Origin of the sequence: aff. Roholtiella sp. LEGE 12411 (assembly GCF_015206995.1) — a bacterium.
In the GTDB taxonomy this organism is placed as follows: Bacteria; Cyanobacteriota; Cyanobacteriia; order Cyanobacteriales; family Nostocaceae; genus Komarekiella.
Genome location: NZ_JADEXR010000031.1, coordinates 1 through 25,733, shown reverse-complemented (window position 1 = coordinate 25,733; position 25,733 = coordinate 1). Strand labels below are relative to the sequence as shown.

At 41.6% G+C, this 25,733-nt stretch carries 31 protein-coding genes and 1 pseudogene; 22 read left to right on the top strand and 10 right to left on the bottom strand.

The genetic code is table 11. From position 1 onward, the window contains the following. Positions 1-109: 109 nt before the first annotated feature. A complete protein-coding gene (locus IQ246_RS09725) occupies positions 110-937 on the bottom strand; it encodes a type 1 glutamine amidotransferase (RefSeq protein ID WP_194002416.1) in 828 nt (275 codons plus the stop codon). 107 nt (positions 938-1,044) lie between these two features. On the opposite strand from IQ246_RS09725, the gene IQ246_RS09720 reads away from it, so the two are divergent. Then, on the top strand, positions 1,045-1,248 hold the full coding sequence (locus IQ246_RS09720) for a hypothetical protein (RefSeq protein ID WP_194002414.1): 204 nt from the start codon (positions 1,045-1,047) through the stop codon (positions 1,246-1,248). A gap of 145 nt (positions 1,249-1,393) precedes the next feature. After that, the gene (locus tag IQ246_RS09715; RefSeq protein WP_194002412.1) at positions 1,394-1,795 is read left to right on the top strand and encodes a hypothetical protein; all 402 of its coding nucleotides are present in this window, start codon (positions 1,394-1,396) and stop codon (positions 1,793-1,795) included. Positions 1,796-1,863: 68 nt separating this feature from the next. Here IQ246_RS09715 and IQ246_RS09710 read toward each other — a convergent pair whose 3' ends face one another. Beyond that, positions 1,864-3,222 carry a Mur ligase family protein gene (locus tag IQ246_RS09710; RefSeq protein ID WP_194002410.1) on the bottom strand — a complete coding sequence of 453 codons (1,359 nt, stop codon included), beginning with the start codon at positions 3,220-3,222 and terminating at the stop codon, positions 1,864-1,866. Positions 3,223-3,488: 266 nt separating this feature from the next. On the opposite strand from IQ246_RS09710, the gene IQ246_RS09705 reads away from it, so the two are divergent. The 4 genes from IQ246_RS09705 (at position 3,489) to IQ246_RS09690 (ending at position 5,435) form a co-directional block, all read left to right on the top strand. Next, positions 3,489-4,076, top strand: coding sequence for a thylakoid membrane photosystem I accumulation factor (locus tag IQ246_RS09705; protein WP_194002408.1), 588 nt, complete (start codon positions 3,489-3,491; stop codon positions 4,074-4,076). 206 nt (positions 4,077-4,282) lie between these two features. Next, a complete protein-coding gene (locus tag IQ246_RS09700) occupies positions 4,283-4,891 on the top strand; it encodes a hypothetical protein (RefSeq protein ID WP_194002406.1) in 609 nt (202 codons plus the stop codon). A 137-nt stretch (positions 4,892-5,028) separates the two neighbouring features. Beyond that, on the top strand, positions 5,029-5,211 hold the full coding sequence (locus IQ246_RS09695) for a type II toxin-antitoxin system HicA family toxin (protein ID WP_194002404.1): 183 nt from the start codon (positions 5,029-5,031) through the stop codon (positions 5,209-5,211). Between the two features lie 11 nt (positions 5,212-5,222). After that, entirely contained in the window at positions 5,223-5,435 is a 213-nt protein-coding gene (locus tag IQ246_RS09690) for a type II toxin-antitoxin system HicB family antitoxin (protein WP_194002402.1), read from the top strand. A gap of 191 nt (positions 5,436-5,626) precedes the next feature. Here IQ246_RS09690 and aqpZ read toward each other — a convergent pair whose 3' ends face one another. The 4 genes and pseudogenes from aqpZ to IQ246_RS09670 form a co-directional block, all read right to left on the bottom strand. Then, the gene (gene aqpZ / locus IQ246_RS09685) at positions 5,627-6,376 is read right to left on the bottom strand and encodes an aquaporin Z (RefSeq protein WP_194002466.1); all 750 of its coding nucleotides are present in this window, start codon (positions 6,374-6,376) and stop codon (positions 5,627-5,629) included. A gap of 283 nt (positions 6,377-6,659) precedes the next feature. After that, positions 6,660-6,983, bottom strand: a pseudogene (locus tag IQ246_RS09680) (carbohydrate porin); the annotation flags it as partial. A 99-nt stretch (positions 6,984-7,082) separates the two neighbouring features. After that, positions 7,083-7,463, bottom strand: a complete 381-nt coding sequence (locus tag IQ246_RS09675) for a DUF423 domain-containing protein (RefSeq protein WP_194002400.1) — start codon at positions 7,461-7,463, stop codon at positions 7,083-7,085. 66 nt (positions 7,464-7,529) lie between these two features. Beyond that, positions 7,530-8,009 carry a hypothetical protein gene (locus tag IQ246_RS09670; protein WP_194002398.1) on the bottom strand — a complete coding sequence of 160 codons (480 nt, stop codon included), beginning with the start codon at positions 8,007-8,009 and terminating at the stop codon, positions 7,530-7,532. 397 nt (positions 8,010-8,406) lie between these two features. Here IQ246_RS09670 and IQ246_RS09665 point away from each other — a divergent pair, with 397 nt between their 5' ends. Next, positions 8,407-9,960, top strand: coding sequence for an ATP-binding protein (locus IQ246_RS09665; RefSeq protein WP_194002396.1), 1,554 nt, complete (start codon positions 8,407-8,409; stop codon positions 9,958-9,960). Between the two features lie 52 nt (positions 9,961-10,012). Here IQ246_RS09665 and bchM read toward each other — a convergent pair whose 3' ends face one another. Then, positions 10,013-10,699 (bottom strand): magnesium protoporphyrin IX methyltransferase, encoded by a 687-nt coding sequence (gene bchM, locus IQ246_RS09660; protein ID WP_194002394.1) that lies wholly within the window; start codon positions 10,697-10,699, stop codon positions 10,013-10,015. 170 nt (positions 10,700-10,869) lie between these two features. Between bchM and miaB the strand changes: the two genes are divergently transcribed. The 7 genes from miaB (at position 10,870) to IQ246_RS09625 (ending at position 17,290) form a co-directional block, all read left to right on the top strand. Next, positions 10,870-12,234 carry a tRNA (N6-isopentenyl adenosine(37)-C2)-methylthiotransferase MiaB gene (miaB, locus tag IQ246_RS09655; RefSeq protein ID WP_194002392.1) on the top strand — a complete coding sequence of 455 codons (1,365 nt, stop codon included), beginning with the start codon at positions 10,870-10,872 and terminating at the stop codon, positions 12,232-12,234. Between the two features lie 24 nt (positions 12,235-12,258). Next, entirely contained in the window at positions 12,259-13,968 is a 1,710-nt protein-coding gene (locus IQ246_RS09650; protein WP_194002390.1) for a DEAD/DEAH box helicase, read from the top strand. Positions 13,969-13,987: 19 nt separating this feature from the next. Next, the gene (locus IQ246_RS09645) at positions 13,988-15,028 is read left to right on the top strand and encodes a hypothetical protein (RefSeq protein ID WP_194002388.1); all 1,041 of its coding nucleotides are present in this window, start codon (positions 13,988-13,990) and stop codon (positions 15,026-15,028) included. Between the two features lie 138 nt (positions 15,029-15,166). Next, a complete protein-coding gene (locus IQ246_RS09640; protein WP_208492097.1) occupies positions 15,167-15,454 on the top strand; it encodes an addiction module antidote protein in 288 nt (95 codons plus the stop codon). A gap of 5 nt (positions 15,455-15,459) precedes the next feature. Then, on the top strand, positions 15,460-15,738 hold the full coding sequence (locus IQ246_RS09635) for a hypothetical protein (RefSeq protein ID WP_194002386.1): 279 nt from the start codon (positions 15,460-15,462) through the stop codon (positions 15,736-15,738). A gap of 630 nt (positions 15,739-16,368) precedes the next feature. Then, positions 16,369-16,563: a hypothetical protein gene (locus IQ246_RS09630; protein WP_162397429.1), complete on the top strand. Its 195-nt coding sequence runs from the start codon at positions 16,369-16,371 to the stop codon at positions 16,561-16,563. A 283-nt stretch (positions 16,564-16,846) separates the two neighbouring features. Further along, on the top strand, positions 16,847-17,290 hold the full coding sequence (locus IQ246_RS09625) for a response regulator (RefSeq protein WP_194002384.1): 444 nt from the start codon (positions 16,847-16,849) through the stop codon (positions 17,288-17,290). A gap of 31 nt (positions 17,291-17,321) precedes the next feature. Here IQ246_RS09625 and IQ246_RS09620 read toward each other — a convergent pair whose 3' ends face one another. Beyond that, complete coding sequence (locus IQ246_RS09620) at positions 17,322-17,492, bottom strand: hypothetical protein (protein ID WP_194002382.1); 171 nt, start codon at positions 17,490-17,492, stop codon at positions 17,322-17,324. A 116-nt stretch (positions 17,493-17,608) separates the two neighbouring features. On the opposite strand from IQ246_RS09620, the gene IQ246_RS09615 reads away from it, so the two are divergent. From IQ246_RS09615 to IQ246_RS09590, 6 genes are all read left to right on the top strand, one after another. Then, positions 17,609-18,382 carry a class II glutamine amidotransferase gene (locus IQ246_RS09615; RefSeq protein WP_194002380.1) on the top strand — a complete coding sequence of 258 codons (774 nt, stop codon included), beginning with the start codon at positions 17,609-17,611 and terminating at the stop codon, positions 18,380-18,382. Continuing rightward, entirely contained in the window at positions 18,375-18,560 is a 186-nt protein-coding gene (locus tag IQ246_RS09610; protein WP_194002378.1) for a hypothetical protein, read from the top strand. The genes IQ246_RS09615 and IQ246_RS09610 overlap by 8 nt, the downstream gene beginning before the upstream one ends. Positions 18,561-18,772: 212 nt before the next feature. Then, the gene (locus tag IQ246_RS09605; protein ID WP_194002376.1) at positions 18,773-19,915 is read left to right on the top strand and encodes a sulfate ABC transporter substrate-binding protein; all 1,143 of its coding nucleotides are present in this window, start codon (positions 18,773-18,775) and stop codon (positions 19,913-19,915) included. A 260-nt stretch (positions 19,916-20,175) separates the two neighbouring features. Beyond that, positions 20,176-21,045 carry a sulfate ABC transporter permease subunit CysT gene (gene cysT / locus IQ246_RS09600; RefSeq protein WP_194002374.1) on the top strand — a complete coding sequence of 290 codons (870 nt, stop codon included), beginning with the start codon at positions 20,176-20,178 and terminating at the stop codon, positions 21,043-21,045. Then, positions 21,032-21,907 carry a sulfate ABC transporter permease subunit CysW gene (gene cysW, locus IQ246_RS09595; RefSeq protein ID WP_194002372.1) on the top strand — a complete coding sequence of 292 codons (876 nt, stop codon included), beginning with the start codon at positions 21,032-21,034 and terminating at the stop codon, positions 21,905-21,907. Before cysT ends, cysW begins: the two co-directional genes overlap by 14 nt. 109 nt (positions 21,908-22,016) lie before the next feature. Then, positions 22,017-22,286 carry an NIL domain-containing protein gene (locus tag IQ246_RS09590; RefSeq protein WP_194002370.1) on the top strand — a complete coding sequence of 90 codons (270 nt, stop codon included), beginning with the start codon at positions 22,017-22,019 and terminating at the stop codon, positions 22,284-22,286. Between the two features lie 21 nt (positions 22,287-22,307). Here IQ246_RS09590 and IQ246_RS09585 read toward each other — a convergent pair whose 3' ends face one another. Together IQ246_RS09585 and cysE are read right to left on the bottom strand one after the other, a co-directional pair. Further along, positions 22,308-22,898 (bottom strand): Crp/Fnr family transcriptional regulator, encoded by a 591-nt coding sequence (locus IQ246_RS09585; protein ID WP_194002368.1) that lies wholly within the window; start codon positions 22,896-22,898, stop codon positions 22,308-22,310. Positions 22,899-23,229: 331 nt separating this feature from the next. Further along, positions 23,230-23,955, bottom strand: coding sequence for a serine O-acetyltransferase (gene cysE / locus IQ246_RS09580; RefSeq protein WP_194002366.1), 726 nt, complete (start codon positions 23,953-23,955; stop codon positions 23,230-23,232). Positions 23,956-24,112: 157 nt separating this feature from the next. Between cysE and IQ246_RS09575 the strand changes: the two genes are divergently transcribed. Then, positions 24,113-24,637 carry an Rrf2 family transcriptional regulator gene (locus tag IQ246_RS09575; RefSeq protein WP_208492096.1) on the top strand — a complete coding sequence of 175 codons (525 nt, stop codon included), beginning with the start codon at positions 24,113-24,115 and terminating at the stop codon, positions 24,635-24,637. A gap of 19 nt (positions 24,638-24,656) precedes the next feature. Then, the gene (cysK, locus tag IQ246_RS09570; RefSeq protein WP_194002364.1) at positions 24,657-25,625 is read left to right on the top strand and encodes a cysteine synthase A; all 969 of its coding nucleotides are present in this window, start codon (positions 24,657-24,659) and stop codon (positions 25,623-25,625) included. Positions 25,626-25,733: the final 108 nt, after the last annotated feature.

Genomic DNA, 25,733 nt, shown 5'->3' with positions numbered 1-25,733 from the left:
CATTCAGCATCATTTTTTTGTTTAGCAACGCGATTTTTGAAATTTTCAAGCTGATCAAGTTTGTAGTTTGTGCTTTAGCGCTAAAGCGCAAACTACGAACCTATCAAATCTAATTTGACTGACTAGTAGCAGGAGTTGGCATACGCATACTGACTTTCAACCGCTTAAACATTGCTTCCCGTGCTTGCATAGCCAAGGTATCATTTAACGGTCGCAGTGCGATCGCCTCCTGATACTTTAGTCGCAATGCTGTTTGAATTAACCAATCAGCGACAAAGGGATTTTTTGGTAACAAGGGCCCGTGAGAATAAGTAGCGATCGCATTCTGATAAAATGCTCCTTCTGTCCCATCTTCGCCATTATTGCCTAAGCCGTATACTACTCTTCCCAAAGCTTCCACCTTTCCTAGTTTGGTGCGTCCGCCATGATTTTCAAAACCAACTAAATAAGGTATGCTACCCGTCATTTCTCCTAAATCCTGCGCTAAACGTGTGGCTGTAACTTCAATTACTAAATTGCCAATACAGCGCTTAGTATTTTCACCAGGATGAATTGAAACTAAATCGAGTATCCCCAAACCTTCAATACGCTGTCCAAATGCTGGTTCATAATAATGTCCTAGTAATTGGGGTGAACCACAGGTGAACACTCCTGGTGTACCATTTTCAATTTGATCGCGCATGGCGTCAGCTTTTGCACCCTGCAAATCACGCATGACAATTTCCTGCTGGCGATCTTGTGCGCCACCGCCAACTATTACGTCTACAGTTTTAATATCTGCGGCTGTGGCGTTTTGATCTAGAGGTAATACTTTAACGGTGTATCCGCGCCACTGGGCACGACGTTCTATAGTAATAACATTGCCGCGATCGCCATAAGTACTCATTAAGGTTGGATACAGCCAACCGATTGTTAATTCTAACTGTTGAGAACTCATAACTCCTCACTCATAACTGATAACTCATAACTTTTTCTTTCTATGCTTCGATAATCCGGTGTGTATGGTAATCTACTCTCGGTTGCGTAATTCGCTGGTACAAAAAAGTGTGTCACCAACTAGTCAAACGAATAGGTATAAATCTTACCTTGATTATTCATGTAATTAGTTCATCTCGTCAAGAAATCTTGATGAAAAATAGAAATCAAGATTTGATGCTTAACCGTTTTAGCAATGCTTTTACCTTTGCTTGGGTCTATGTTACAGATTTAATTAACTACAAAAATAATTTGTTTCAGTATTTTATGTAACAGTTTTTTGGTAATAGTATTGAAATACTCTCAAAATACTAGTTGACCAATTTGAATAAATATTTCGTTATTAGTTCAAAGCTTCCTATTTAGCCGTAATATTACAGAGTTGTAAAGTTTATCTAATAACCTAATAAATTGCCGTATGGATTGTAAAACTGCTACTTTGGTCTACCAGACTGAGAATCATCTAGAAAAAATTCGTGAGATTTTTCCAGAGGCTTGGAAGTTTTTAGAGGAACAATCTTTTGCTTATGTTCAGGGGAAGGAAAACAAGTTTGACTTGGCAGTAAAAGATTTAATTGGTGAATCCAATTTCAAATATAGAATGGTTCACCGTGATGACAAAGATCAATTAACAAAAGACCTAGCCGATTTATTAGGTGATATTACATCGCGGTTACTTCTAGAAAAACATTTTTCTAAACTAGTTGGTCAGCAACTTTTCTTTAGCACTATTTGTTGTAATAGTCATATTACCGCTGACCACGAAATGAGTTTAGAAGAGGTTTTACCAATACAGCGTGCAGCAGTTAAATTGCAATAAGACTGGGGACTGGGAACCAAAAAAATAATTCTTTCCCAATGCCCAATGCCCAATGCCCAATCCCTAACTTAGAGAATTTTACGACCAGTTAGTACTTCTCGCACTTCTAGCATGGCTGAATAAGTAGGGAGAATGTGTAAAGTCTCATTCTCTGGTGTATGCTCTAATGCAGTAGCGATCGCCCGCTTTAAATTTTCTTCGACAATCAAATTTAAGTTACTCTGAGCGGACTTTTCACTATAGCGCAGACGTAGTGCCATATCATAGACGCGATCGCCACTCACTACTAAAGTCCCTCCCCGTTCTACTAATTTCTCTGTATCAACATCCCAAATCCAGGATACATCAGTACCATCGGGCGTGCGATCGTTCAACACTAGCAGCGTGGTTTTGTCAGTACTTTGAGTCACTACGCGAATTGTTTCATTGGTCCCGACGGGATTTTTGGATAATAGAATCCGTACCCGTTTACCGTTTATTACCAAATCTTCAGCACGACCAAAAGCAGCTTGGAAATTGTTAATAGTATCTCTAATTGTCCCTTCATCAACTCCTAACTCAATAGCCGCAGTAGCAGCAGCTAAAGTATTATATTTGTTGTACAAACCAACAAGAATCTGTTGCCATTCGCTGCTTTCTAGAGTCGGTTGACTTTTACTAAAGCCGCAGCTAGGACAGGTAAAATCTCCCAAGTGAGACAAGTAAACACCTTGATAATCTAGGGAGTGTCCACATCTAGGACAATAGATAGAATCAACGGCGTGAGGAATTGCTTCTAGATAGTGTTGTGGTTCATTCAAGCCAAAAAATAACACCCGTTGGGGTAACTGCTGACCGAAATAAGATAAAGTTGGGTCGTCAGCATTGGGAATTACCACTGTTTCTGCTGGTAAGGTGGAGATTACCTTTGTCCAACGCTTGCTGATTGTGTCTACTTCCCCGTATCTATCGAGTTGGTCGCGGAACAAATTTAAACAAAGGATAATTCGAGGTTGGAGTGGTGTCAATACCTTCGGTACAATATTTTCATCCACTTCCAAAATGGCATAATCAACATCTAGCGTACCCACTAAGTTGGTGTTCTCTATAAGTGCTGTCATCAAGCCATTTTCCAGATTTGCACCTGTAGAGTTATGAGCGATGCGGTAGCCTTTGCGTTCTAGGATTGTGCATAAAAGTAGCGCTGTGGTAGTTTTGCCATTAGTACCAGCAATCAAAATCACCCCGTTTTTTGCTTGCTGACTTAATAGTTGCAATAATCGGGGTTCGATACGACGAGCAATTGAGCCTGGTAATACACTAGCAGCACCTAGACGCAGCGTAGGCGCAGCCCGTCGAAGAAATCGCACTAAAAACGTCACGCTTTTTGCCACTGACACCGCTAAACCAAGTCGCAGTCTATCTATGAGTTGTATTTTTTTTCCCACATCCGTACCCTAATCTTCTGGCGATTACTAACTGATAGTCTTTAGTTTTAAATTTGATCCTGTGAGTTTAGCGAATCCTGGCTTAAAAAGCCAGCCATAATATCACTCTGCAAAGAATCTTGGACGGTAATATCAGCCGCTTGCAAGAGATAATCTCAGTAGGCGTTATCTTAAAAAATAGTGCGTGGGCGCAATTATATATCCAGCCCAGTTTGCCGAATTCAGCACAAACTTACGACAAATAGTAGCTTGCAAGGTTCTCTTTGATGAATAGCATAAAGTTTCTTTTTTTACATAACAAAATTACTGACTGGCAGCGGTTTGTGTCTAAATGCTTGCTGTTGCTCAGTTGCCTATTCATTATAGGTATACAACCTGCGTATGCTGGTATCGATAATGATTTGTATGACGGCAACATTTTTGTAGTTTATGCTGGCAATGGCTCACTAGTTCCTCCCAGACAAACCTTGGCACAGTCTTTAGCAGAACATAAACCCACAGTATTAGCGTTCTATGTGGATGACAGCAGCGATTGCAAAAGATACGCTATTTCCATTTCACGGATACAGGAATTCTATGGTCGAGTAGCAGAAATTATCCCGCTCAATGTAGATACTATCCCATTCAAAAAAACTTATGACCCTACAGAACCAGGATATTACTATTCAGGGGGTATTCCTCAAGTCGTAGTGTTTAATAAGTCAGGTGAGGTAGTTTTGAATAAGAAAGGTCAAGTGCCTTATGAAGAAATAGACGATAGCCTTCGGCAAGTGTTTGATTTATTACCTCGCACCGAAACAACGCAGTTAAAACGGCGTGCTTTCAACGAGTTCAGTAGTGAGTTAGCTAAATAACTTTTAGGGTAGGCTAAATTGGTCTGCCCTAATTTTTCGTGCTATCTGTTACTGCATTCGCCATTATGGCAAGGGATAATATTTAAATACCTGCCTGAAATATCTACCATCTGACAACAAGTTAGGAGTTAATCCCTAGTTCATAGTCTATAGCAAATAACTAATGACTGATGACTAATTACTAATGACTAATAGAGTATGTTCTGATGTCAAAGCTTTACACTACCGAGGAGCTAATCCAAATTCTGGCAGCTGAACGCCAAGCTTGCCTTAAAGGAAAACGCTTGAAATTAGAAGTCCCAATCTCTGGTAATCCCGTAATTGACCAATTTATCAGAACTGATGGGCTACAACAGTTTACTGCCTATCAAGATTTCAAAGCTGCCATTCACGAATACCAGAGAAAATATCAAGTTTCAGGTATCGTTTGGAAAGAGGTGAAAGTCAAAGGTAAAAACTTGCTGTATCCAGAAGTGGACACGGAATTAATTGCACTAACTAATGACTTAGAAATATTGAAATCTGCAAAAAATTCTATTTTAGAATTTTGGTATGAAGTTACTGAAGGGATGGAGTTATATTTGAGTTTTAATAATAGCAAACAATACCAACAAATTATCACAATTGATATAGATAGAATGGCTCAAAGAACAGAATGGGCAAGTTTATGGAAATGGGAAAACTCTAGCTTTTTGGAAATGATTTTGCAGTTAGGATGGGGCAAACCAGAAGAAGCTTATTATAAACGAGGAAGACCGCGATCGGGTAGTGAGTATATTCATGCGGTGAATCCTGGAAATCGCCCTATTGGTTGATTGATACCTTGTGTATCAATATTGAAGCTTACCAATGAAATGACGGACAAAATTACGACATCATATCGTTTACTTTCCTCATTCAAAAAGGCACTATATCTGTAACATAAATTGTTCCTGTACAGATAAGCAGTAAGATGAAAGTACGCGAAGTTATTAAGCGACTAGAAGCCGATGGTTGGTGTCTTGATAGAACGAAAGGTAGTCATAGGCAGTTCAAACATTTCGATAAACCCGGCGTGGTTACAGTTCCAGGTAAATTGTCTGATGATTTAGCACCTGGTACTTTAAGTAGTATTTGGAGACAAGCACAGTTGTAAGGAGAATAGTAATGCAGTACACAGTGGTGATTGAAAAGGCAGATGGCAATTACTCTGCTTATGTTCCTGATTTACCAGGTTGTGTGGCTACAGGTAAAACCATAGAAGAAGTCAAGCAGATGATTGCAGAAGCTATTGAATTTCATATAGAAGGGATGCTTGAAGATGGTTTGGCTATTCCCAAACCTACAAGCATCGCTCACGAAGTTGAAGTTTTAAAGTGAATTATTCGGCAGCGACTGGAAGTTGATGCTTGGTATTTTGATGAGCGATCGCTTATCCTACTAACTACACATTGCCATAAAAGGGGTTCAGAATTCGCCTCAGACAAAATCATTGTCTTAAGTTATCAAAAATTTGATTTCCGACCCCAATTAATAACGTATTTTAACTTAGTACTATTCCCCTCAAAACCCTATCTCGGTTGAACGTCACCCACAACTTGCGATCCTGATTCACCTAATACTTTGGAATAGAACATACCTGCCAATATTGCACCTAAAATTGGAGCTACCCAAAACATCCATAGTTGCCCAAACAATTCTACACCAGCGAAAAGTGCGGGGCCAGTACTACGAGCAGGATTAACCGATGTATTAGTTATCGGAATACTGATTAAGTGAATAAGTGTCAGTGCCAGACCAATGGCAATAGGTGCAAAACCTTTAGGAGCACGACCATCAGTTGCACCTAAAATCACAATTAAAAAAATGAAGGTAAGTACAACCTCTGTAACAAAACAGGCAGCGAGTGAATAACCACCGGGAGAATGTACACCAAAACCATTTGTCGCTAGTGGATTGGAACCAGAAAGTACAAATCCTGATTTACCACTAGCAATTAAATAAACTAGTCCTGCGGCTACTATTGCTCCTAATACCTGAGAAATGATATACGGAAGTAAATCAGAACTGGGAAAACGGTTTCCTGACCAAAGTCCAAATGATACAGCCGGGTTAAGATGACAACCTGAAATATGAGCAATTGCGTAGGCCATAGTGAGCACTGTTAAACCAAATGCTAAAGCAACACCTACAAAACCAATCCCCAGTTCATTAGCCTTTGCATCAGGAAATGCTGCTGCAAAAACCGCACTACCGCATCCACCGAGTACTAGCACAAATGTCCCAATGAATTCTGCAATGCATCGCGTAGAAAGTGGCATCGTCATCATATTGAGATTCTTCCTTAAATTGATTTAAGTCAAGTAAGCGATCGCCTCCTTCCCCATAGCCACCAACACTCAATTAACCGGGAACCATTACCGGATAAACAATCAATCAACCCATAAATAAACCCTCAAAAATGAGTTGGAGACTAAAGGTAGTGGGTTCTCTGCTTTATGTTCATTTGATGCTAGCTACGCTCAATTGGTAAAACTTCACTCGTAAGTTAGATGAAGTTGGTACTATTGCCTCAATAGTTTCACAAACCTAATCCCCTTTTCGTTAAAACGTAAAAGTAGTACGAAGTACACCTACAGTTGTTGTATCGTTTGTGCTATTACCCTCTGGGTTAAACAAAATAAACGCACCAGGGGTGATACTGATATAATCATTCAATTTAACGCGATAATAAGCCTCTAAATGGTAAGGAGTAGCTCGATTTTCACCAAGTTGAGCAGAACCACTAGCATCAGTACGGTAAAGTGGCTGACCAAAAATAATACCTGCATTGTTTCCTGACTTGAATAAATCTTTCAAGTGAACTCCCACCATCCAACTTGTAAAGGTAGTGGAAGCATCCACACTATTAGAAGAATCATCAACAAATTTGATTTTTGAAAAAACTCAAACTAAGCGTAATGCTAAAGTTTGCGATCGCAGACTTCGTAAATGCATCTCTATTTAGTGCTCAGTTTCTTTGTAAAATTACAACTTTAAATTCCAAGCGGCAAAAGCTAAAGCACCCCAACCTGCAAGGAAGGCTGCACCGCCTAATGGTGCGATCGCTCCCAAGGATTTAATACCACTTAAGCTAAGAACGTACAAGCTTCCTGAAAAAATAGCGATGCCAATAATAAACAGCCATCCACTGGCGATTAGGGTGGGTGGAGGTGACTCAATGCGACTAATTAGTAAGGCTACTAGCAAAAGTGCCAGAGCATGATACATTTGGTAGCGAGCGCCTGTTTCAAAAATTTCCAGCGAGCGCGCACTAATTTTTTCCCGTAAGGCATGAGAAGCAAAAGCACCAGCAGCAACAGACAAACCGCCTAAAACAGCAGCTACGCTCAAAAAAATCTGCGTCATTAAACCTAGCCGTAAATTGTTGTATTTGACAGAGATGAAGTAGAAATCCCTTGATTGAATTGAAAGTTAGATTTCAAAATGATATAATACAGCCCCTTCTTCACTCACCTTAAAATTAGCATTGAATTCTTTAGCTTTCTTATCTAGATATTGTCTGGCGTCGGCTGCTGGCAGTTGTGATTGCATGGCAAAGCCTAATACAGTCATACGCCCATTATTTTCTTCCAACATCTCATAAAAAACCGATTGCAGGCGATCGCTCGCTTGTTGATTCAGTGCCTTTTTCTGTTGCCGACTTTGACTGTACAATCCTAATGCTAACCATCCCCCCAATATTAAGGTAGGTACACCAAAAACAAGACCGCCAACGGCAGTATTATCATCTTCGTAAGTAGGATTTGGTGCTGGAAAATCATACTCATCTTTGGGATATACGCTTACGTTGTTTGTAGCATTTTTTTCTAGTACCGCGGAGACTGATAGCGTTACAAACATGAATCCGAGTGTGAGCAGCCAACCTGCGGCCAATTTTTCAGCAGTCTTCATATTTCCACTTCAGATTTTAACTTTGCTAGCGATTCTAACTTTACTTTCGCAAAGGTTCCAGTATCTTAATTTGGGATTTTTAGCTGTTATATCGTACTTTTTCGCCAACTCTAGCACCTTGAAGAAGCAGAGTTATTCAGCGCGTACAATATATCTCAGCAATCATGTAATATTTTAATATACTTATTCTCTGTAAAAACTCGGCGTTACACAATTTCAAGATAATGATTGTGAGGTAAACATCCTGCGCGTCACCAAAACGCAAGAACAGGGGAAATGACCATCTGAGCAAACCATCAACATCATTCCGCAAGTATACAAGATTAAAAACTCAACAATAGCAATTGAACTAGTCAACTACCATGAGTCATAATTTAGTTTGTGGGTAAAACGTATTATGATACCATTACCGTCTCAGAGAAATCCTTATATCATTGGTCGTCCTATTAGTGAACCGGAACTATTTTTTGGGCGACAGGAGGAATTATCGTTTATTGAAGAAAATCTGAAACGAGGCGAGAAAGTCATATTAGTACATGGTCAAAGACGTATTGGTAAGTCATCTCTTCTTCAAAATATTCCTAAATTCGTTCAACTAGATAAATTTGCTTTTGTGACCTTTGATTTAGAGCATTATAGACAAGAAAAGATTGAGTATCTGTTAGAAAGTTTAGCAGAAACTGTAATTGAGCAATTAGAAATCGCTCCAAACAAAGTAACAATACCAAGAGGACAACAAATACAAGAACAAAAAGATATTTTTTCTAATAAGTTTCTCAATCAAATTTATGAAAACTTAAAAGCTACTAATTTAGTATTGTTATTAGATGAATTTGATGCTTTTAATGATACAAATATAGGCGCAACATTAGAATCATTATTCAAGCAGCTAAAAAATACTGTTGCTCAAAACAAAAGATTATTCGTGATTATATTTGCTGGTAGAAAATCAGCAGATTTATCAAATTTAATAGAAATATTTCAGGATGTACCCATTGCAGAAGTTGGATTACTAGATGACGAAAGCATTAAGCAGTTGATTGTGAAACCTGCTGCGGCTTCTCTAAAGTACGAACCAAAAGCTATACAAGCAATTCTTGACTTATCCGCAGGACATCCATACTTTATTCAAGTTTTATGTTTTGCGATTTTTAGTAGAGCACGGGAACTTGAAAAATGGCAAGTAACTGAAGAAGATGTAGAAATTATTGTAGATAGGGCTATTGAAGTTGGAGAAGCTGGTTTTGCTTGGTACTGGGACGCTTTATCTGTACTAGAGAAAGTAGTGTTTTCTACAATAGCAGAGGCGCAAAAAATAGCTGCTAAAAAGAAAGATCAAGAGCTAAAGGAAAACCCATTATTGCTACTACAAGGCTCTGATGTGTTGTCAAGATATGTGTTGGAAAAACTAGCTGGAGAACTAACCTATAAGGGTTTTTTAAACGAGCAAGGCAATAGAGTAAGAATAGAATTAGTCCGGCGTTGGATACTGCAACGTCACCCGTTATGGGAAGAAATCAAAGAATTAGAGAAACTAAATCAGCAAGAGATTGATACTACCAACAAAACGCCTCATCAAATACCTCCAATTAGCAAAGAAGTCAGAAATGAACCATTAAATCCAAAGCAAAATACTCTAATTCAGAGCCAGGATTTGAATCATCAAGTCAGAAATGAACCACTAAATCCAAAGCAAAGTACTCTGATTCAGAGCCAGGATTTAAATTACCATCCTCCAAGTTTTAATCATGATGTATCCTCTGTCAAAACGGCAAAGAATAAAATTTATCTGACTAAACGTGAAATCTGGTTAGTGGCTGGAATTATTCTCTTAGGAGTAGCTGCGATCGCTTCTTTTATGATCATTATTTATTCTGCAAAGCAGAGCGATCGTCAAGAGCGATCGCAGAATTTAGAGTCAACTGTAATATCTAGCAATGTTGAGTCTTAAAATTTTCAAATCGCAGCAAAACTCTAGTATTTATCTTGCCGCGATTTTACACTCATTTACATGTAGCTTCTAGTAAACGGGAAAAATAGAAGCGAGTTTTAGTCATTGACTTTCTTTGGACTGCAAAACCGTTACTTTCTAGGATTTTCACCACATCAGCCTCACGGTGCAGATATGCACGAGTAGCTTTACTTGCTCCAGGAAAGAAACTACCAATTTTCTTGAGTATACTTAGAGCGAAAGTCTTTGGTGCAAAACTGAGAATTATCCGCGACTGCGCCAAAGAACAGAGGTGAGAAATCATCTCATCTGCTTTTTCTTGGGGATAGTGGATGAGAACATCCAAGCAAATAACAGTGTGGTAACTACCATTTAACGATTCCAAATCCTGCACGGCAAAGGTAGGATTTTCAGCGTTTTTCAAGGTTTCTAAAGCTCTATCCTTGGCTTCTGTCACCATTTTTTCAGAAATATCGCTAGCATAGACTTTAGCACCTTCTGCCGCCAAAGGGATGCTGAGGCTACCTACACCACACCCTGCATCACCGATTGATAGCTCTGCTAAATTATTATCAGCTTTCAACCAGCCAAGAACTGTATCCACAGTTTGCTGATGTCCATTACGAATGTCTAGTTGGACTTTGTTGACTTCGCCATCACCGTATATCCGCCTCCAACGGTCAAACCCTGTGGAGTTGAAATACTCGCGAACAATTGTTTTATCGTCGGCTGCGTTCATAAACTTTGATTTTTTAGGGTTCCCAATGATTAAAATTATCATTGATAGGAACCCACAAGAGCGCTCTTAAGGATTTTAAGAGTTGAGGGGGTTGTTAAAATCACCCAACTCTTAATAGAGTGAAGACAAATAAAGCTTATATACATTACGCTAATTAAGCATAATTGCCCATGACCACTTCTAAACGCCGCTACCACATTACTACTTTCGGTTGCCAGATGAATAAAGCTGACTCAGAGCGCATGGCTGGCGTTTTGGAAGACATGGGCTTTGAATGGTCAGAAGATCCAAATAATGCAGATTTGATTCTCTACAATACCTGCACAATTCGGGATAATGCCGAGCAAAAGGTCTATTCTTACCTAGGTAGACAAGCAAAGCGCAAGCACGAGCAAACCGATTTAACTCTTATTGTTGCTGGTTGCGTTGCCCAGCAGGAAGGTGAAACACTGTTGCGGCGAGTCCCAGAATTAGACTTAGTAATGGGGCCACAACACGCCAACCGTCTCAAAGATTTACTGGAGTCAGTGTTTGCTGGTAATCAAGTTGTGGCAACCGAGCAAGTTCACATCATCGAAGATATCACCAAACCACGACGGGATAGTAAAGTAACCGCTTGGGTAAATGTGATTTATGGTTGTAACGAGCGCTGCACTTACTGCGTAGTGCCTAATGTGCGTGGAGTAGAACAATCGCGCACACCAGAAGCCATTCGCGCCGAAATGGTAGAACTAGGACAGCAAGGTTACAAAGAAGTAACTCTACTTGGTCAAAATATTGACGCTTACGGTAGAGATTTACCCGGTGCCACAGCCGAAGGTAGACATCTGCACAATTTTACAGATTTACTTTATTATGTCCATGATGTACCAGGAATTGAACGGCTAAGATTCGCTACTAGTCACCCTCGTTATTTCACGGAGAGGCTAATTCGGGCTTGTGCCGAGTTGCCCAAGGTGTGCGAACACTTTCACATTCCCTTCCAATCTGGAGATAACGAACTTTTGAAAGCAATGGCCCGGGGTTATACCCATGAGAAGTATCGCCGGATCATCGATACTATTCGGCAGTATATGCCAGATGCGTCAATTAGTGCCGATGCGATCGCGGGTTTCCCTGGAGAAACAGAAGCACAGTTTGAAAATACCCTGAAATTGGTGGACGATATTGGCTTTGACATGTTGAATACCGCAGCATATTCGCCCCGTCCAGGTACACCCGCTGCTTTGTGGACAAATCAGTTGAGTGAAGAAGTAAAAAGCGATCGCTTACAAAGATTAAATCATCTAGTAAACGTCAAAGTAGCACAGCGATCGCAACGTTACTTTGGACGCATCGAAAAAGTCTTGGTAGAAGACCAAAACCCCAAAGATCCAACTCAGGTGATGGGACGCACAGGCGGTAATCGTCTGACCTTCTTCACTGGCGATATCAATGAGCTTAAAGGGCAATTAGTAAAGGTAAAAATTACCGAAGTTCGTCCTTTTAGTTTGACTGGTGAACCAGTTGAAGTACGCCAAGCCATACCAGTCTAATATTTAGACTACTAAGGGTGCATCATGGAGACAAACTATACATTCAAATTCAATTCTGACACTGCCTTATCAGCCCTGAAAGCTGGTTTATACGACCCGATTAACTTCTACGAGGCGCGTTTAGACCTGTTCAACCTCTCGGTAATGGCAGACTACGATCAGCTAATTTGCCTGCCCACACTAACTGCTATCGACAAATACTGGTATCAGATTGAAACAGCCCGAAAAGTACTTAGACAACTGGGTGGACGCGCATTACTAGCGGATGAAGTCGGATTGGGCAAAACCATTGAGGCGGGACTAATCATAGCCGAGTACTTAGCAAGGGGTATGGTACAGTCCATGCTGGTGTTAACTCCCGCATCCCTAGTTTCCCAGTGGCAATCAGAGTTAAGTGATAAATTTAATATTGCTACTATCACCACAGATAACCGTGACCCGCAACAACCGATAGACGAATTTTGGACGAATAATCCGCGAATTATCGCTTCATTAAACACGGCTAAGTCTGCTAAACATTATCCCCACGTCACTAGTCGCACTTGGGATTTGGTTGTTGTTGATGAAGCCCACCACCTGAAAAATCGCACTACCCTAAACTGGAAACTGGTCAATGCCCTCAATAAGCGGTTTATCCTCATGCTCACTGCTACGCCAGTGCAGAACTCCCTTATTGAACTGTTTAATCTGCTCACCCTCCTCAAACCAGGACTGCTACAAACAGAAGCCGCTTTTAAAAAAGAATATGTCGATTCCAAAAATGGACGAGTCCCGAAAAATCCCGAAAAGTTACGCTCTCTGATGCGGGAAGTCATGGTGCGAAATACCCGCGCCCTAGTAGATGTCAAACTGCCTAAACGCTTCGCCACCACAATTACCGTTACCCCAGCAGCAGGGGAGGAGAAACTTTACCAAGATTTGAGCGAGTATCTACGTTCTTCAGAAGATAAACTAGACAGACTCTCTCGCACCAATTTGCTGATGCGTGCTGGTTCATCCCCTGGTGCTTTGGCTGACTCCCTCAAGCAATTGACCAAACGCCTACCTGATGAAGAACTGAAGTCTTTAGCAAGACGAGCAGCCCAAGTCAAGCAGGTCGAAAAAGCAAAAGTATTGGTAGAAATGCTCTCAAAATCTTCCCAGAAAACCTTGGTCTTCACAACCCATAAAGCAACTAGCACTTATTTGGCTCAAACTCTGCAAGCTGCAAATATCCCCTTTGCAGAATTTACTGGTGGGATGTCCCTTAAACAGAAAGATGAGGCGATCGCTGCATTTCGAGATACAGTTTCTGTACTGCTGGCATCCGAAACAGGCGGAGAGGGACGTAACATCCAGTTTGCGAACGCGATCGTTAATTATGACCTGCCCTGGAACCCAATGAAAATAGAACAGCGCATTGGTCGTATTCACCGCATTGGACAAACCCAGGATGTTTTTATTTTTAACTTTTGTCTAAAAGGCAGTATCGAAGAGTATATTCTACGGATCTTGCATGACAAAATTAATATGTTTGAACTAGTGGTGGGAGAGATTGAAACAATTTTAGGGAACGTGGATGATGAATTTGACTTTAGTGAAATTGTTATGGATATCTGGCTCAAGCATCAGGTTAAACCAGAATTAGATACAGCCTTCGAGCAATTGGCAGATAATTTATTGAAAGCCAAAAACCAGTATCAGCAAATTCAGGAATTGGATGAACAGATTTTTGGCGAAGATTTTGAAGCTTGAGATATTGATTTGATGAAATATGTTATCAGACCCAATTATTGCTACCTTAGAAAAAATTGTTTCTCTCCATGACGGGATAGCAGAACCTGCTGGTGAACACATTTTAAATGTGTTGTTAACATCAAATATAGCATCGCTGCTTTCGCTCCCAGAAGAAGTTACTTTTACAACTATTGCTGATGTACCCCAAAGTGTTTTTGTCACCTATCATTCAGAAGTCTTAAATAAGCTATCTGAACTATTAGCTGTTAAAGGACTTATTAGTGCGTTGGGTGTTAAAATCGATGGACATCTTAAAAACACAGGCTTTGAGAAAATTTTATTGGAGAGACTCACACCTCAAAATGGCTTAATTCGTTTTTTAGATGCTAAACCAGAAATTACTCGTTACATCTTGTGTAATGTCGCTTACACAGCCAATGCTTCCGAAAAAAGGATTGGTTTAGTTTCGTTCATTATCAATGAAATAACAGGAGTAACACCAGTAGAAATTGGTGATGCTTTGTTTTGGGAGTCTGACCTAATGACTGTGGAGCATCAAGAGACACCATTGGCAATTCCAATTGAAGATTTGTTGAGGTTAATCGAACATCAAAGTGCAATATCAATTGGAAAATCTCTAGATAATTGGCAAGCTAAATTAACAAGAGCAAGAGCTAGGGATGAAGAAAGACTCAAGGATTATTACAACACAATTAGCTCGGAAATTCGCAACAAAATTGAGTCAAAACATTTGATTGGTGATGACAAAGACAAAGAATTAGCACGAATTGAAGCCACTAATAGAGAGTTAGAGAGAAAATTGCTGGACATCCAAGAGCGTTATGCAATGAGTGTAGAAGCTTCCTTGCACAGTGCAATGATTATCCATCTACCTACAGTACATATTCAGTGTGAGTTGCAACGAAAGAAAGCGAAACGGACTGTAACAGCAGTTTGGAATCCGTTCACTAAAATTCTTGAGCCGCTTCGCTGTGAATTATCAGGAGAACCTGTTTACAATTTCTATTTAGATGATCAATCAGCCAAAATTATCTCACCAACAGTTTGGAGCAAGTAATAGTAATTCTTCTATGTGGTGGCGACAAGGACAGCCAGGATAGAGACATAGAAAACGCTAAAGGATATTGGCAGGCTTATCAGGAGGAACAGGATAAGCAAGAAACTGAGAAACCATGACGAGGTTGTGTTCGAGCAGATGCTGAACCCGGAAATGGCAAAGGCTTACCTGGACGTTGCCCTTGAAGAGTACGAGCAGGATGGGGATATTGCGTTTTTTCTGGAAGCGCTGCGTGACGTGGTGGAAGCACGGGAGGGGATGACGCGCCTTGCGGAAAAAACGGGTTTGAACCGCCAGAATCTTTACCGAGTCTTGTCGCCAGAAGGCAACCCAGAACTGCGAACTATCAGCCTTATCCTGCACAATCTCGGCTATCGCCTGAGTGTGCAACCAATTCAGGCATCGTTAGGACACGATGACCCCTAGATGCGATGACAAACAATTTACCGATGAAATTGTCACACTTGCCCAACAGTTTGCCACTAGATGGTGCTGTCCGCATCGAGCTAGTAGAAGGAGTGCCGATATTTCGAGCTTCCAGTTTAGTACAGGGGCGAATTGAAGCATTATTAATTAAGCAAAAAGAATCTGCACTTACTTCACAGGAAGAAAAAGAATTAGATGAATATGAAGAATTAGACGATTATCTGAGTTTGGTGAATCGGATGATCAGAAATTCATCGCTAACTCAAAACCAAAGTGAATCATAGGGAATTAGAGATTTGTCTGCGAATCGTTACATTAGTCAAGCTACTCAAAATCAAGTACGACAACGAGCTAAGTTTATGTGCGAATATTGCCAAATAGTTGATTTTTTATCTTCTTAAGTACGGAACACATTCATGTAATGTGTGGGTAGCATAACTGTACCTAAACCAGTGCGCTGAAACATTCATCACATTCTCCAATTCCGCCGCAGCCCGCTTCACCACTCGGTCAATGTGTCTGAGGAAAATCTCTTGGAGCGATCGCGCCTTGTTAATAAACGCTTGTCATCAGCTTGAGCTTGAGTAACTTTCGCTTTGGCAGAGTGTGCTATATCATCTTTGATAGTATTGATTTTGCGTACAACTGTTTTTAAATTAATTCCAGCTTGCTGAAGTTTAATTTGAGACTTAAGCCGAACTCTGATCTTCTTGTCCTCTCATCTGTGTCAATGGAGATAGTAGTTAGCCTCTAGAGATATATCCAGTTTTTATGCAGTCCTTTTCATGTCATTCCATTGAAACTTGTACATACACCATGATCCCAGGTATTATCACAACCAGGTGTTGTGGATGATGACTTGATCTCCAATCTGTTTAACAAATTTGAAAGATTCTCAATATGGAGTTTTAAAAATGTACGACAAAGATGATATAAAGACAATGATTGATGGCATGAGTCTATCTGGTGTGTTAGAGATACTTTCTCAAGTTTGTTACGAGAAAGCTGAACATCTAAGAACCAATTGGCAAGACCCCGACACTGCTAGAGCCTGGGAAAAAGTTGCCAGAGCTGTAGGAAAAATTAAGATAAAGACTGACTTATATTAACTAGGTACTTAAATTTAAAACCCCCTATGTCATAGCTCATGGGGTTTTTTGGCATTTTGAGGTAACATATTATACTATTACCTCAATTATGCTGTTAACTTCTTCTCAAAAGCCCACAACACCAACGAAAAAGCATTTTAACAACTAACAAATATTACTCAAGAGATGAGACTAAGGTCATGGTAGCTTAATAATAAATATCCTCTAAGCAGCCAGTACTGAGCTAGCTGCCTAGTGGATTTCCTCCGTAATTGATTACGGCAACTAAGGAGGCGATATTATCATGGCAAATAACCCTGAAGATCTACATCCTCTAGATGTTACAACAGATTTTCAATCTCTAGATGGTATACAGATTCTTGTAGTAGATGATAACGCCGATAGTCTTTTTTTAACTACCTGTATTCTTGAAAGCTGCGGTAGTCGGGTAATCGCAGCGTCATCAGCTTTACAAGCTCTTGAGGCAATCAAACAATTCAAATTTGATATTTTCATTTTTGACATCGCTATGCCAGATATGGATGGATTTTCGTTAATGAGCAAAATTAGAAAGATGACGCTCTCAGAAAAACGAAAGATTCCAGCTATTGCTTTAACTGCTTTAGGTTCTGAAGAAGGTTGCAGCTTTGCTTTGACATCTGGTTTTCAAAGCTACGTGAATAAGCCTGTAGAACCTACTCTCTTAATAACAGAGATAAAAAAACTGTTGAACAATGGGAAACAATAAGAACGGTCACTCTTGCACTTGAGCGTATACTCTAGAGCGATCGCAATCTCTGCACTGATTCCAAATGATGGAGATTTACCTCACAGCTAGAGCCTAGTACCGCTTCTCTACCAGATGTGACGCACTCGGCATTATCGAAAACGTAGAAATCGGTCGTTGAGGGAAGGGGTTGGGGATAAGATGTAGGGAAAGTGGGGTTCATCTAAAATATCAAGCTCCTTAAATCTTAAGATTGAAGCGATCGCTCCAGAAATTTTGAGGCATTCTGAAGTATCTTAATCCTCAGCCATTAGTCGAAAATTCAGAAGCTCAACATCGATGTGCCAACTACTCGGAATGAACTGCAATGTTCCAACGGATATTTGCTTTTCTTTTGAAGGGTTCTCTGCACGGGGAGGGAAAACGGACGATCATAGCGATGGTTGGGGCATTGCTTTCTTTGAAGGAAAGGGATGCCGGATGTTTTTGGATGCCCAACCTTCTGTTGCTTCTCCGGTAGCAGAGTTCGTCCGAAGCTATCCCATCCATTCAACCCATGTAATTGCTCATATCCGCAAAGCTACTCAGGGTGAAGTTGCCCTACACAACTGTCATCCTTTTCGCAGAGAATTGTGGGGGAAGTATTGGGTGTTTGCCCACAATGGAAATTTGCCAGATTTTCAACCGGAAAATATGGGCTTTTATCAAGCCGTAGGTAACACCGATAGTGAAAAAGCATTCTGCTTGATATTGGAAACGTTGCGTCAACGCTTTCCTGAAGGTGAGCCTACGATCAAGGAACTGTACTTAGTCTTACGGGAAATTACTGGCTTAATTGCGTCAGCAGGCGTCTTTAACTACCTGTTGTCAGATGGAGAACACTTTTTTGCTCACTGTTCAACTAAGCTCAGCTACATTGTGCGTCAAGCACCCTTTGCCGCTGCTCACTTAATTGATCAAGACATGACCGTAGATTTTCGGGAGTTGACTACTGAGCGCGATCGCGTCGCCGTCATCGCCACTACTCCCCTCACCGACAACGAAGTTTGGACGCCAATCCCAGTGGGAGAATTGCTAGTATTTCAGGACGGTTTACCCTTAAAATTTGCATAAATTAAAAGGAGTCACCAGTCAGAAGAAATTTATCTATGGCGGTTCAGATAAGCCAATTAGCACCACCCATAACCTCTGTAGAGACGTTGCATTACAACGTCTCTACTATTTTGGTAAATATTGGGGAGATTGCCCCACAACTGTTCTGAATCAGTCATTTACCCAGTACATTCCTTGAGACATCCACCGCCTAATTGTGAGCACAATTTGTTACTTGAAACCTACGGCAGTTTTAATGCTCATTGAACTGGTAGAATCTCCATATTCCCTATCGAGAATATGCTGTTATCCTCTTGCCTTTGCGACTGGATACCTGCAATCATCTATTACCATAAACAGTATATAACTGTATTCCCATCAATAAGCTGTAGTTTTAGAGGAGGATATGAGATGACTTTGTGGCAGCGCCCACTGAAAAGATTACAAGCGATGGCTGAACAGAAAACACGGTTCAGACTGAATTCGCTCAAAGGCTTTGTATCGCTCTTTTTGGTAGGAGCCGTTTTGAGTGTGACACTCGCCGCCTGCTCTGGTGGAGATGTTAGCAATTCGACCACTGAAACTCCTGCTGCTAGTCCTGCTGTTGCTGCCAACAAGGATGTTGAGCTAACCCTAGTTTCCTTTGCAGTTACCAAAGCGGCTCACGAAGCGATCATTCCCAAATTTGTCGAGCAGTGGAAGAAAGAACATAACCAAACTGTTACCTTTAAGCAAAGCTATGGTGGGTCTGGTTCTCAAACTCGCGCTGTTATCGACGGTTTGGAAGCAGATATTGTCCATCTGGCCCTGGCTGGAGATACCCAAAAGATTGAGAAGGCTGGATTAATTCAACCAGGATGGGAAAAGGAAGTTCCCAATAATGGCATTATCTCCAAATCTGTGGCGGCACTCATAACTCGCCCAGGTAATCCTAAAGGGATCAAGACCTGGGGAGATTTGGCGAAAGGTGATGTAAAACTGATTACCGCTGACCCCAAAACATCAGGCATTGCTAGGTGGAATTTCTTAGCATTGTGGAATGCTGTGATTAAAACTGGTGGAGATGATGCTAAAGCGACAGAATTTGTAACTAAAGTTTACAATAATGTGCCAATCCTAACTAAGGATGCGCGAGAAGCCACGGACACATTTGCCAAGCAAGGTCAGGGAGATGCTTTGATCAATTACGAAAACGAAGTTATCTTGGCACAGCAAAAGGGCGAAAAGGTTGAGTATGTGGTTCCGCAAGTGAACATATCTATCGACAATCCCATTGCTGTGGTGGATCAAAACGTTGATAAGCACAATACCCGCGAAGTTGCTGAAGGTTTTGTCAAATTCCTCTATACTCCAGAAGCACAACAAGAGTTTGTCAAGTTGGGATTTCGACCTGTGAATGAGAAACTCAGCCAAACGAAAGAAGTTACAGACAAATTTCCCAAGGTAAAAACTCTGGGTACAGTTCAAGACTTCGGCGGTTGGGAAGCAATTGATCAGAAGTTCTTTGCAGATGGGGGTGTGTTTGATAAGATTCAAGCCCAAAGGAAACGGTAATTAGTCAATACTCAGTGGTGAGCCAGTGCAGTGCTTACCCTACCCACTGGCTCCTCCTAACTACTCAGGACTTACGCAAGTGTCATATTTTTAACGCCAGAGGTTGTCCAGAATCAAAGGTCAAAAGTCCAAAAAACCTTGATTCTTGACCCTTAACCCTTGACCCTTGACTCTTATACCAAAAGCCTTGTGTGCCAGTTGTGTAAGTCCTACTACTAACAAAAAACTTCTTTTGAATTTTAAATTTTGAATTATTGGCTATGACTCTATCTCCTCCGGTAGAAATTGACCGTAGAATTCCAGTCTGGAAGGCGTTTCTACATCAGTTGTTGCACCTTCCCTGGACTTGGCGAATTACCTTGGGATATTTGACAGTGATGTTGTTTATCCCCATAGCTGCGATGTTCTTAAAAGCAAGTACGGAACCTCCAGCTAGATTTTGGGCGATCGCAACCAGTGATATCGCGCTAGCAACATACAATGTTACTTTTGTCACCTCGGTACTAGCGGCTCTCATCAATGGAATCTTTGGTACTCTGATTGCTTGGGTTTTAGTTCGCTATGACTTTCCGTTAAAACGGGTGATTGATGCCACTGTGGATTTACCCTTTGCACTGCCAACTTCCGTGGCAGGGTTAACATTGGCAACAGTTTACAGTAATAATGGCTGGATTGGTTCGCTACTAGAACCTCTAGGAATTAAGGTATCTTTCACGCGTTTGGGCTTATGGGTAGCAATGGTATTTATTTCACTGCCTTTTGTGGTGAGAACTGTACAACCTGTGCTTCAGGAAATGGAGCATGAAATTGAAGAAGCCGCCTGGTGTTTGGGTGCTTCTCAATGGCAAACTTTCTGGAAAGTGATTTTACCACCCTTATTTCCCACGATTTTGACTGGTGTTGCCTTGGGTTTCTCTCGTGCAGTTGGGGAGTATGGTTCAACGGTGATTATCTCTTCCAATACGCCCTTCCAAGATTTGATCGCACCTGTGCTAATTTTCCAACGCTTGGAGCAGTATGACTATTCTGGTGCAACTGTCATTGGTGTAGTTTTACTAGCGATTTCGTTGGTGCTGTTACTAGCAATTAATTTCTTACAAGCGTGGGCGAGACGATATGACAGTAAATGAGCCAAGTTTTCACTCATCTGGGTCTAATACAGGTACAGTCAAGCCAAAACGGCAGAAGAGCTGGGTACCAACACTTTTGATTGGTATAGCAGTTGTCTATTTAGCCCTAGTTCAATACATCCCTGCACTCAACGTTTTTTTCCAAGCTTTCAGAAAGGGAGTTGGGCCATTTTTATCTAACCTGACACACCCCGCCTTTCTCCATGCAGCTGGGCTGACATTGTTGCTGGCTATCATTACTCTACCTATAAATACAGTATTTGGACTGTGTGCAGCTTGGGCGATCGCTCGCCATAAGTTTCCCGGACGCGCCGTAGTTCTGAGCATTATTGACCTACCCTTTTCGATATCGCCCGTAGTTGCAGGATTGATGATTGTACTCCTCTACGGGCGGAATGGTTGGTTTGGCCCTTGGCTCCAGGCACATGATATCAAGATTATCTTTGCCTTTCCAGGTATGGTTCTAGCTACGGCATTTGTTAGTATGCCCTTTGTCGCCAGGGAAGTAATTCCTGTCTTAGAAGAGTTCGGCAAGGATCAGGAAGAAGCTGCTAAGACCCTAGGTGCAAACGATTGGCAGATATTTTGGCGCGTCACCTTGCCCAGTATCCGTTGGGGTTTGCTCTACGGCTTAATTCTGACCAATGCCAGAGCAATGGGTGAATTTGGGGCGGTTTCGGTAGTATCTGGCAATATTGCTAATACAACCCAGAGCTTACCACTATTTGTAGAAGACGCTTACAAACAGTATGAAACTGAAGCTGCTTTCTCCGCAGCTGTACTGTTGGCTCTACTAGCAGTAGTGACTTTGGTGCTGAAGGAGATTTTAGAACGGAAAACCCGTATTAAAGATGTCGAATAAGGAATTGGGAAAAGGGTAAGGGGTAAGGGGAAAAGCAAAGAACTATTCCTTTGCCCTTTAACCTTTCCCCCTCTTAAACTATTCTCCAGTCCCCTTGAAAGTGATAATTATGGCTAGCGACAACAATACACTTACCAATAAAAGGATTCGAGTCAGGATTCCCAAGGACTATCACCAAGAACCTGTCATTTCTCGCCTGGTGTCTGATTATGGTCTGACTGTTAACATTACTGCGGCAATTCTGGGAGCTAATGCTGTTGGAGATGGTTGGTTTGACCTTGAACTGCAAGGAACAGATGTAAAAATCCAAAATGGATTGACATATCTTTATGACTTAAAACTTGAAGTCTGGGATGACACCAAAACAGACGATTGGTAAGTTTGTTTAGTTGATCAAAGTTTAAATTTCATAGTACCAAATGTCTTCTTCTCGTAGCACAATTCGATGCAGAGAGAGACGATCAATTAAGCCTTCCTGCTCAAACTGTCCCAGAATACGAGTGATTGTCACACGAGTTGACCCCAGCATTTCTGCAAGATCTTCATGAGTCAGACGCATATCTATTAAACGTCCTTTCTCAACTTCCGAACCGAATTTTTTGGATAACCATGCTAACAGCTTGATGAGCATAGTATCCACCTTTTTGTAACTACGAATAACCATCAATTCTTCAGCCTGCTGGATGTGGGCAAGTAGAATTTCTGTTATTTGCGGCCACTCCTCAAGAGGTAACATTGTTGCCTCTACTTTAGTCAGACATTCCATCTGATGGGGTTCTAATTTTGACAAAGCTTTCCCGACGATATCTCCAGGCCCCCACAATCCTAGTGCAACGGTTGTACCATCTTCTAGATAGGTAAAAGTCCGAACAAAACCCGCTTGAATCTTCCAAAGATTATTTTCATGCTCTGGCAAGAATGATCGGCGTGTAAATAGCTGCTTAGAATTTTTACTGCGCGGGTTAGCAAAGCTTGAGTATGAAGACACCATGATATCTAAATCTGTTTTCCGATAAACTAACCGTAGTATATATATATCAGCTTATGACAAACTATGATAGGACTTACGCAACTGGCACACAAGGCTTCTGGTATAAGAGTCAAGGGTCAAGGGTCAAGGGTCAAAAATCAAGGTTTTTTGGACTTTTGACCTTTGACTCTGGACAACCTCTGGCGTTAAAAATATGACACTTGCGTAAGTCCTGTATGAGTATTGCAATTAACAGGGCATTATATTTAAACTCCAGTTACTAACAAGAGTTGCGATGGCTACGCCCGCCGCAGGCATCGCAGCCCATACATACAGCAATTTTGAAAAATGCCTAAATTCCCGCACCATCAAGAAAATCTTCAATTATCCCATCAGAATTATTGCTCTTACCTTTGTCGGTTTGTCCGTTGCCAACTTTAATTGGAGACATTGGCGGAGATTCCAACTGCTCGAACTGTTTCTCTAGAGCTTTGACTCGTTCAAATAAAGCTCGAATCACTTCAGCTTCCACATCCCGGACTTTATCATGATCCAGAACGTTCCCACTCAAGTTGTTCTGACGAGTCACGCGTCCTGGAATCCCGACTACAGTGGTATTACTAGGCACATCTCGCAGCACTACCGAACCTGCTCCGATACGGACGCGATCGCCAATTTGAATATTGCCTAATACCTTCGCACCTGCTCCCACAACTACATGAGAGCCTAAAGTCGGATGGCGTTTGCCGCTTTCTTTACCAGTTCCACCAAGGGTGACACCTTGATAGATCAGAGCATAATCACCCACTATTGCTGTCTCACCTATCACTACTCCCATCCCGTGGTCAATAAACACTCCCTGACCAATTAACGCCCCAGGATGGATTTCAATTCCAGTTAAAAACCGACTAACGTGTGAAATAAACCGGGGTATAAAGGGGACTCCTATTTTATATAGCCAGTGTGCCGTTCGATGGCACAGTAGAGCTTGGAGTCCAGGATAACAGAACAATACTTCCAGCCAGTTACGGGCTGCGGGGTCACGCTCAAAAATGGTTCGCAAATCATTTAGTAACATACTCAGTTGAGATCATCATTAGGTAGGCGAAGCTCTGAAAAAACTTTAATAATTCCTACAAAAATTAGGCCATTATTGGGAATTTTGTAAGATAATCTACGGTAAGTCGATAGAGTTGTGGCTTTTTGGGTAGTGAAATGCTATCACATTTGACCTTATGAGAAAAATTAACTTTGCTACAAATACGATAAATCAATCGATTAACCGTAATATACTGAGTACAGACTTGAATAGCCAAAACTACACTCTTTTGGATCTGTCTTCCAAAGTTGAATACGCGTTACTGGCACTTTTAGAACTGGCAAGCCATCACGGAAAAAAAGTTCCTCTGACCATGAGCGAGATCACTGCTAAACAACCCATACCCGAACGCTATCTAGAACAAATTTTGACCAACCTCCGGCGTGCTGGTGTGGTGCAGAGTCAACGCGGCTCTAAAGGAGGTTTCGTTTTAGTTCGTGAGCCTTGGCAAATTACATTGCTGGAGATTGTCACTTTGGTCGAAGGTGAGCGCAAAGAGAAAGAAAGCTCCGAGCCTCCCACGCTTGAAAGGTGTCTGGTTTATGAAATTTGGGAGCAAGCCAATGCTGCTTCAGTTGAGGTTTTGAGACGCCATACACTGCAAGACTTGTGCCAGGAAAGAGAAGCTCGCGCCCAGCAAAATCCAATGTATTATATTTAGTCAACAAGGAGTACCGAATATGGGAATAGCGAAAGATATCACAGAATTAGTCGGACGGACTCCTTTAGTTCAATTAAACAAGATTCCCCAATCATCAGGAGCCGTGGCTCAGATTGTTGTGAAGCTAGAAAGCATGAACCCAGCGGCTTCTGTCAAAGACCGGATTGGCGTGAGCATGGTGGAAACAGCAGAGAAAGCGGGCTTGATTTACGCTGGAAAAACCACCTTAGTGGAGCCGACTTCTGGTAATACAGGAATTGCCCTGGCAATGGTGGCAGCCGCCAAGGGTTATCATCTTATTCTAACGATGCCTGACACGATGAGCCAAGAACGGCGAGCTATGCTCAGAGCTTATGGCGCTCAACTAGAGTTAACGCCAGGTGTGGAAGGGATGCGAGGGGCGATCGCTCGTGCAGAGGAAATTGTCGCTCAAACGCCCAATGCCTATATGTTGCAGCAGTTTCGCAACTCCGCCAACCCCAAAGTTCACGCCCAAACTACAGCAGAAGAAATCTGGAAAGACACCGAAGGAAAGGTAGATATCCTCGTGGCCGGAGTAGGTACTGGTGGGACTGTTACGGGAGTTGCAGAAGTTATAAAAGGGCGCAAACCTAGTTTTCAAGCGATCGCAGTTGAGCCAAGCAGCAGTCCAGTACTAGTTGGTGGTCAATCAGGGCCTCATAAAATTCAGGGTATCGGCGCGGGGTTTGTTCCAGCTATTTACCGTGCGGAACTGATAGATGAGGTCATTCAGGTGACGGATGAACAGGCGATCGCTTACAGTCGCCGATTAGCAAAAGAAGAAGGATTACTATCGGGCATTTCTTCTGGAGCTGCTTTATACGCTGCTATTCAAGTAGCACAGCGACCTGAAAATACAGGTCGCCTGATTGTGATGATACAGCCTAGTTTTGGCGAACGCTACCTCAGTACCTCACTGTTCAAAGACCCAGAAGAGAATGAGTGGTTAGGGACTTCCAGAAAATAAAATATAGAAAAGACTCCGTATGAGAATTATTATTATTCTCATACAGAGGGGGTGGAAGGGCTTCCACCCCCCTTCTAATAAGTAAGCATGAAAACTTCTACACTAAGA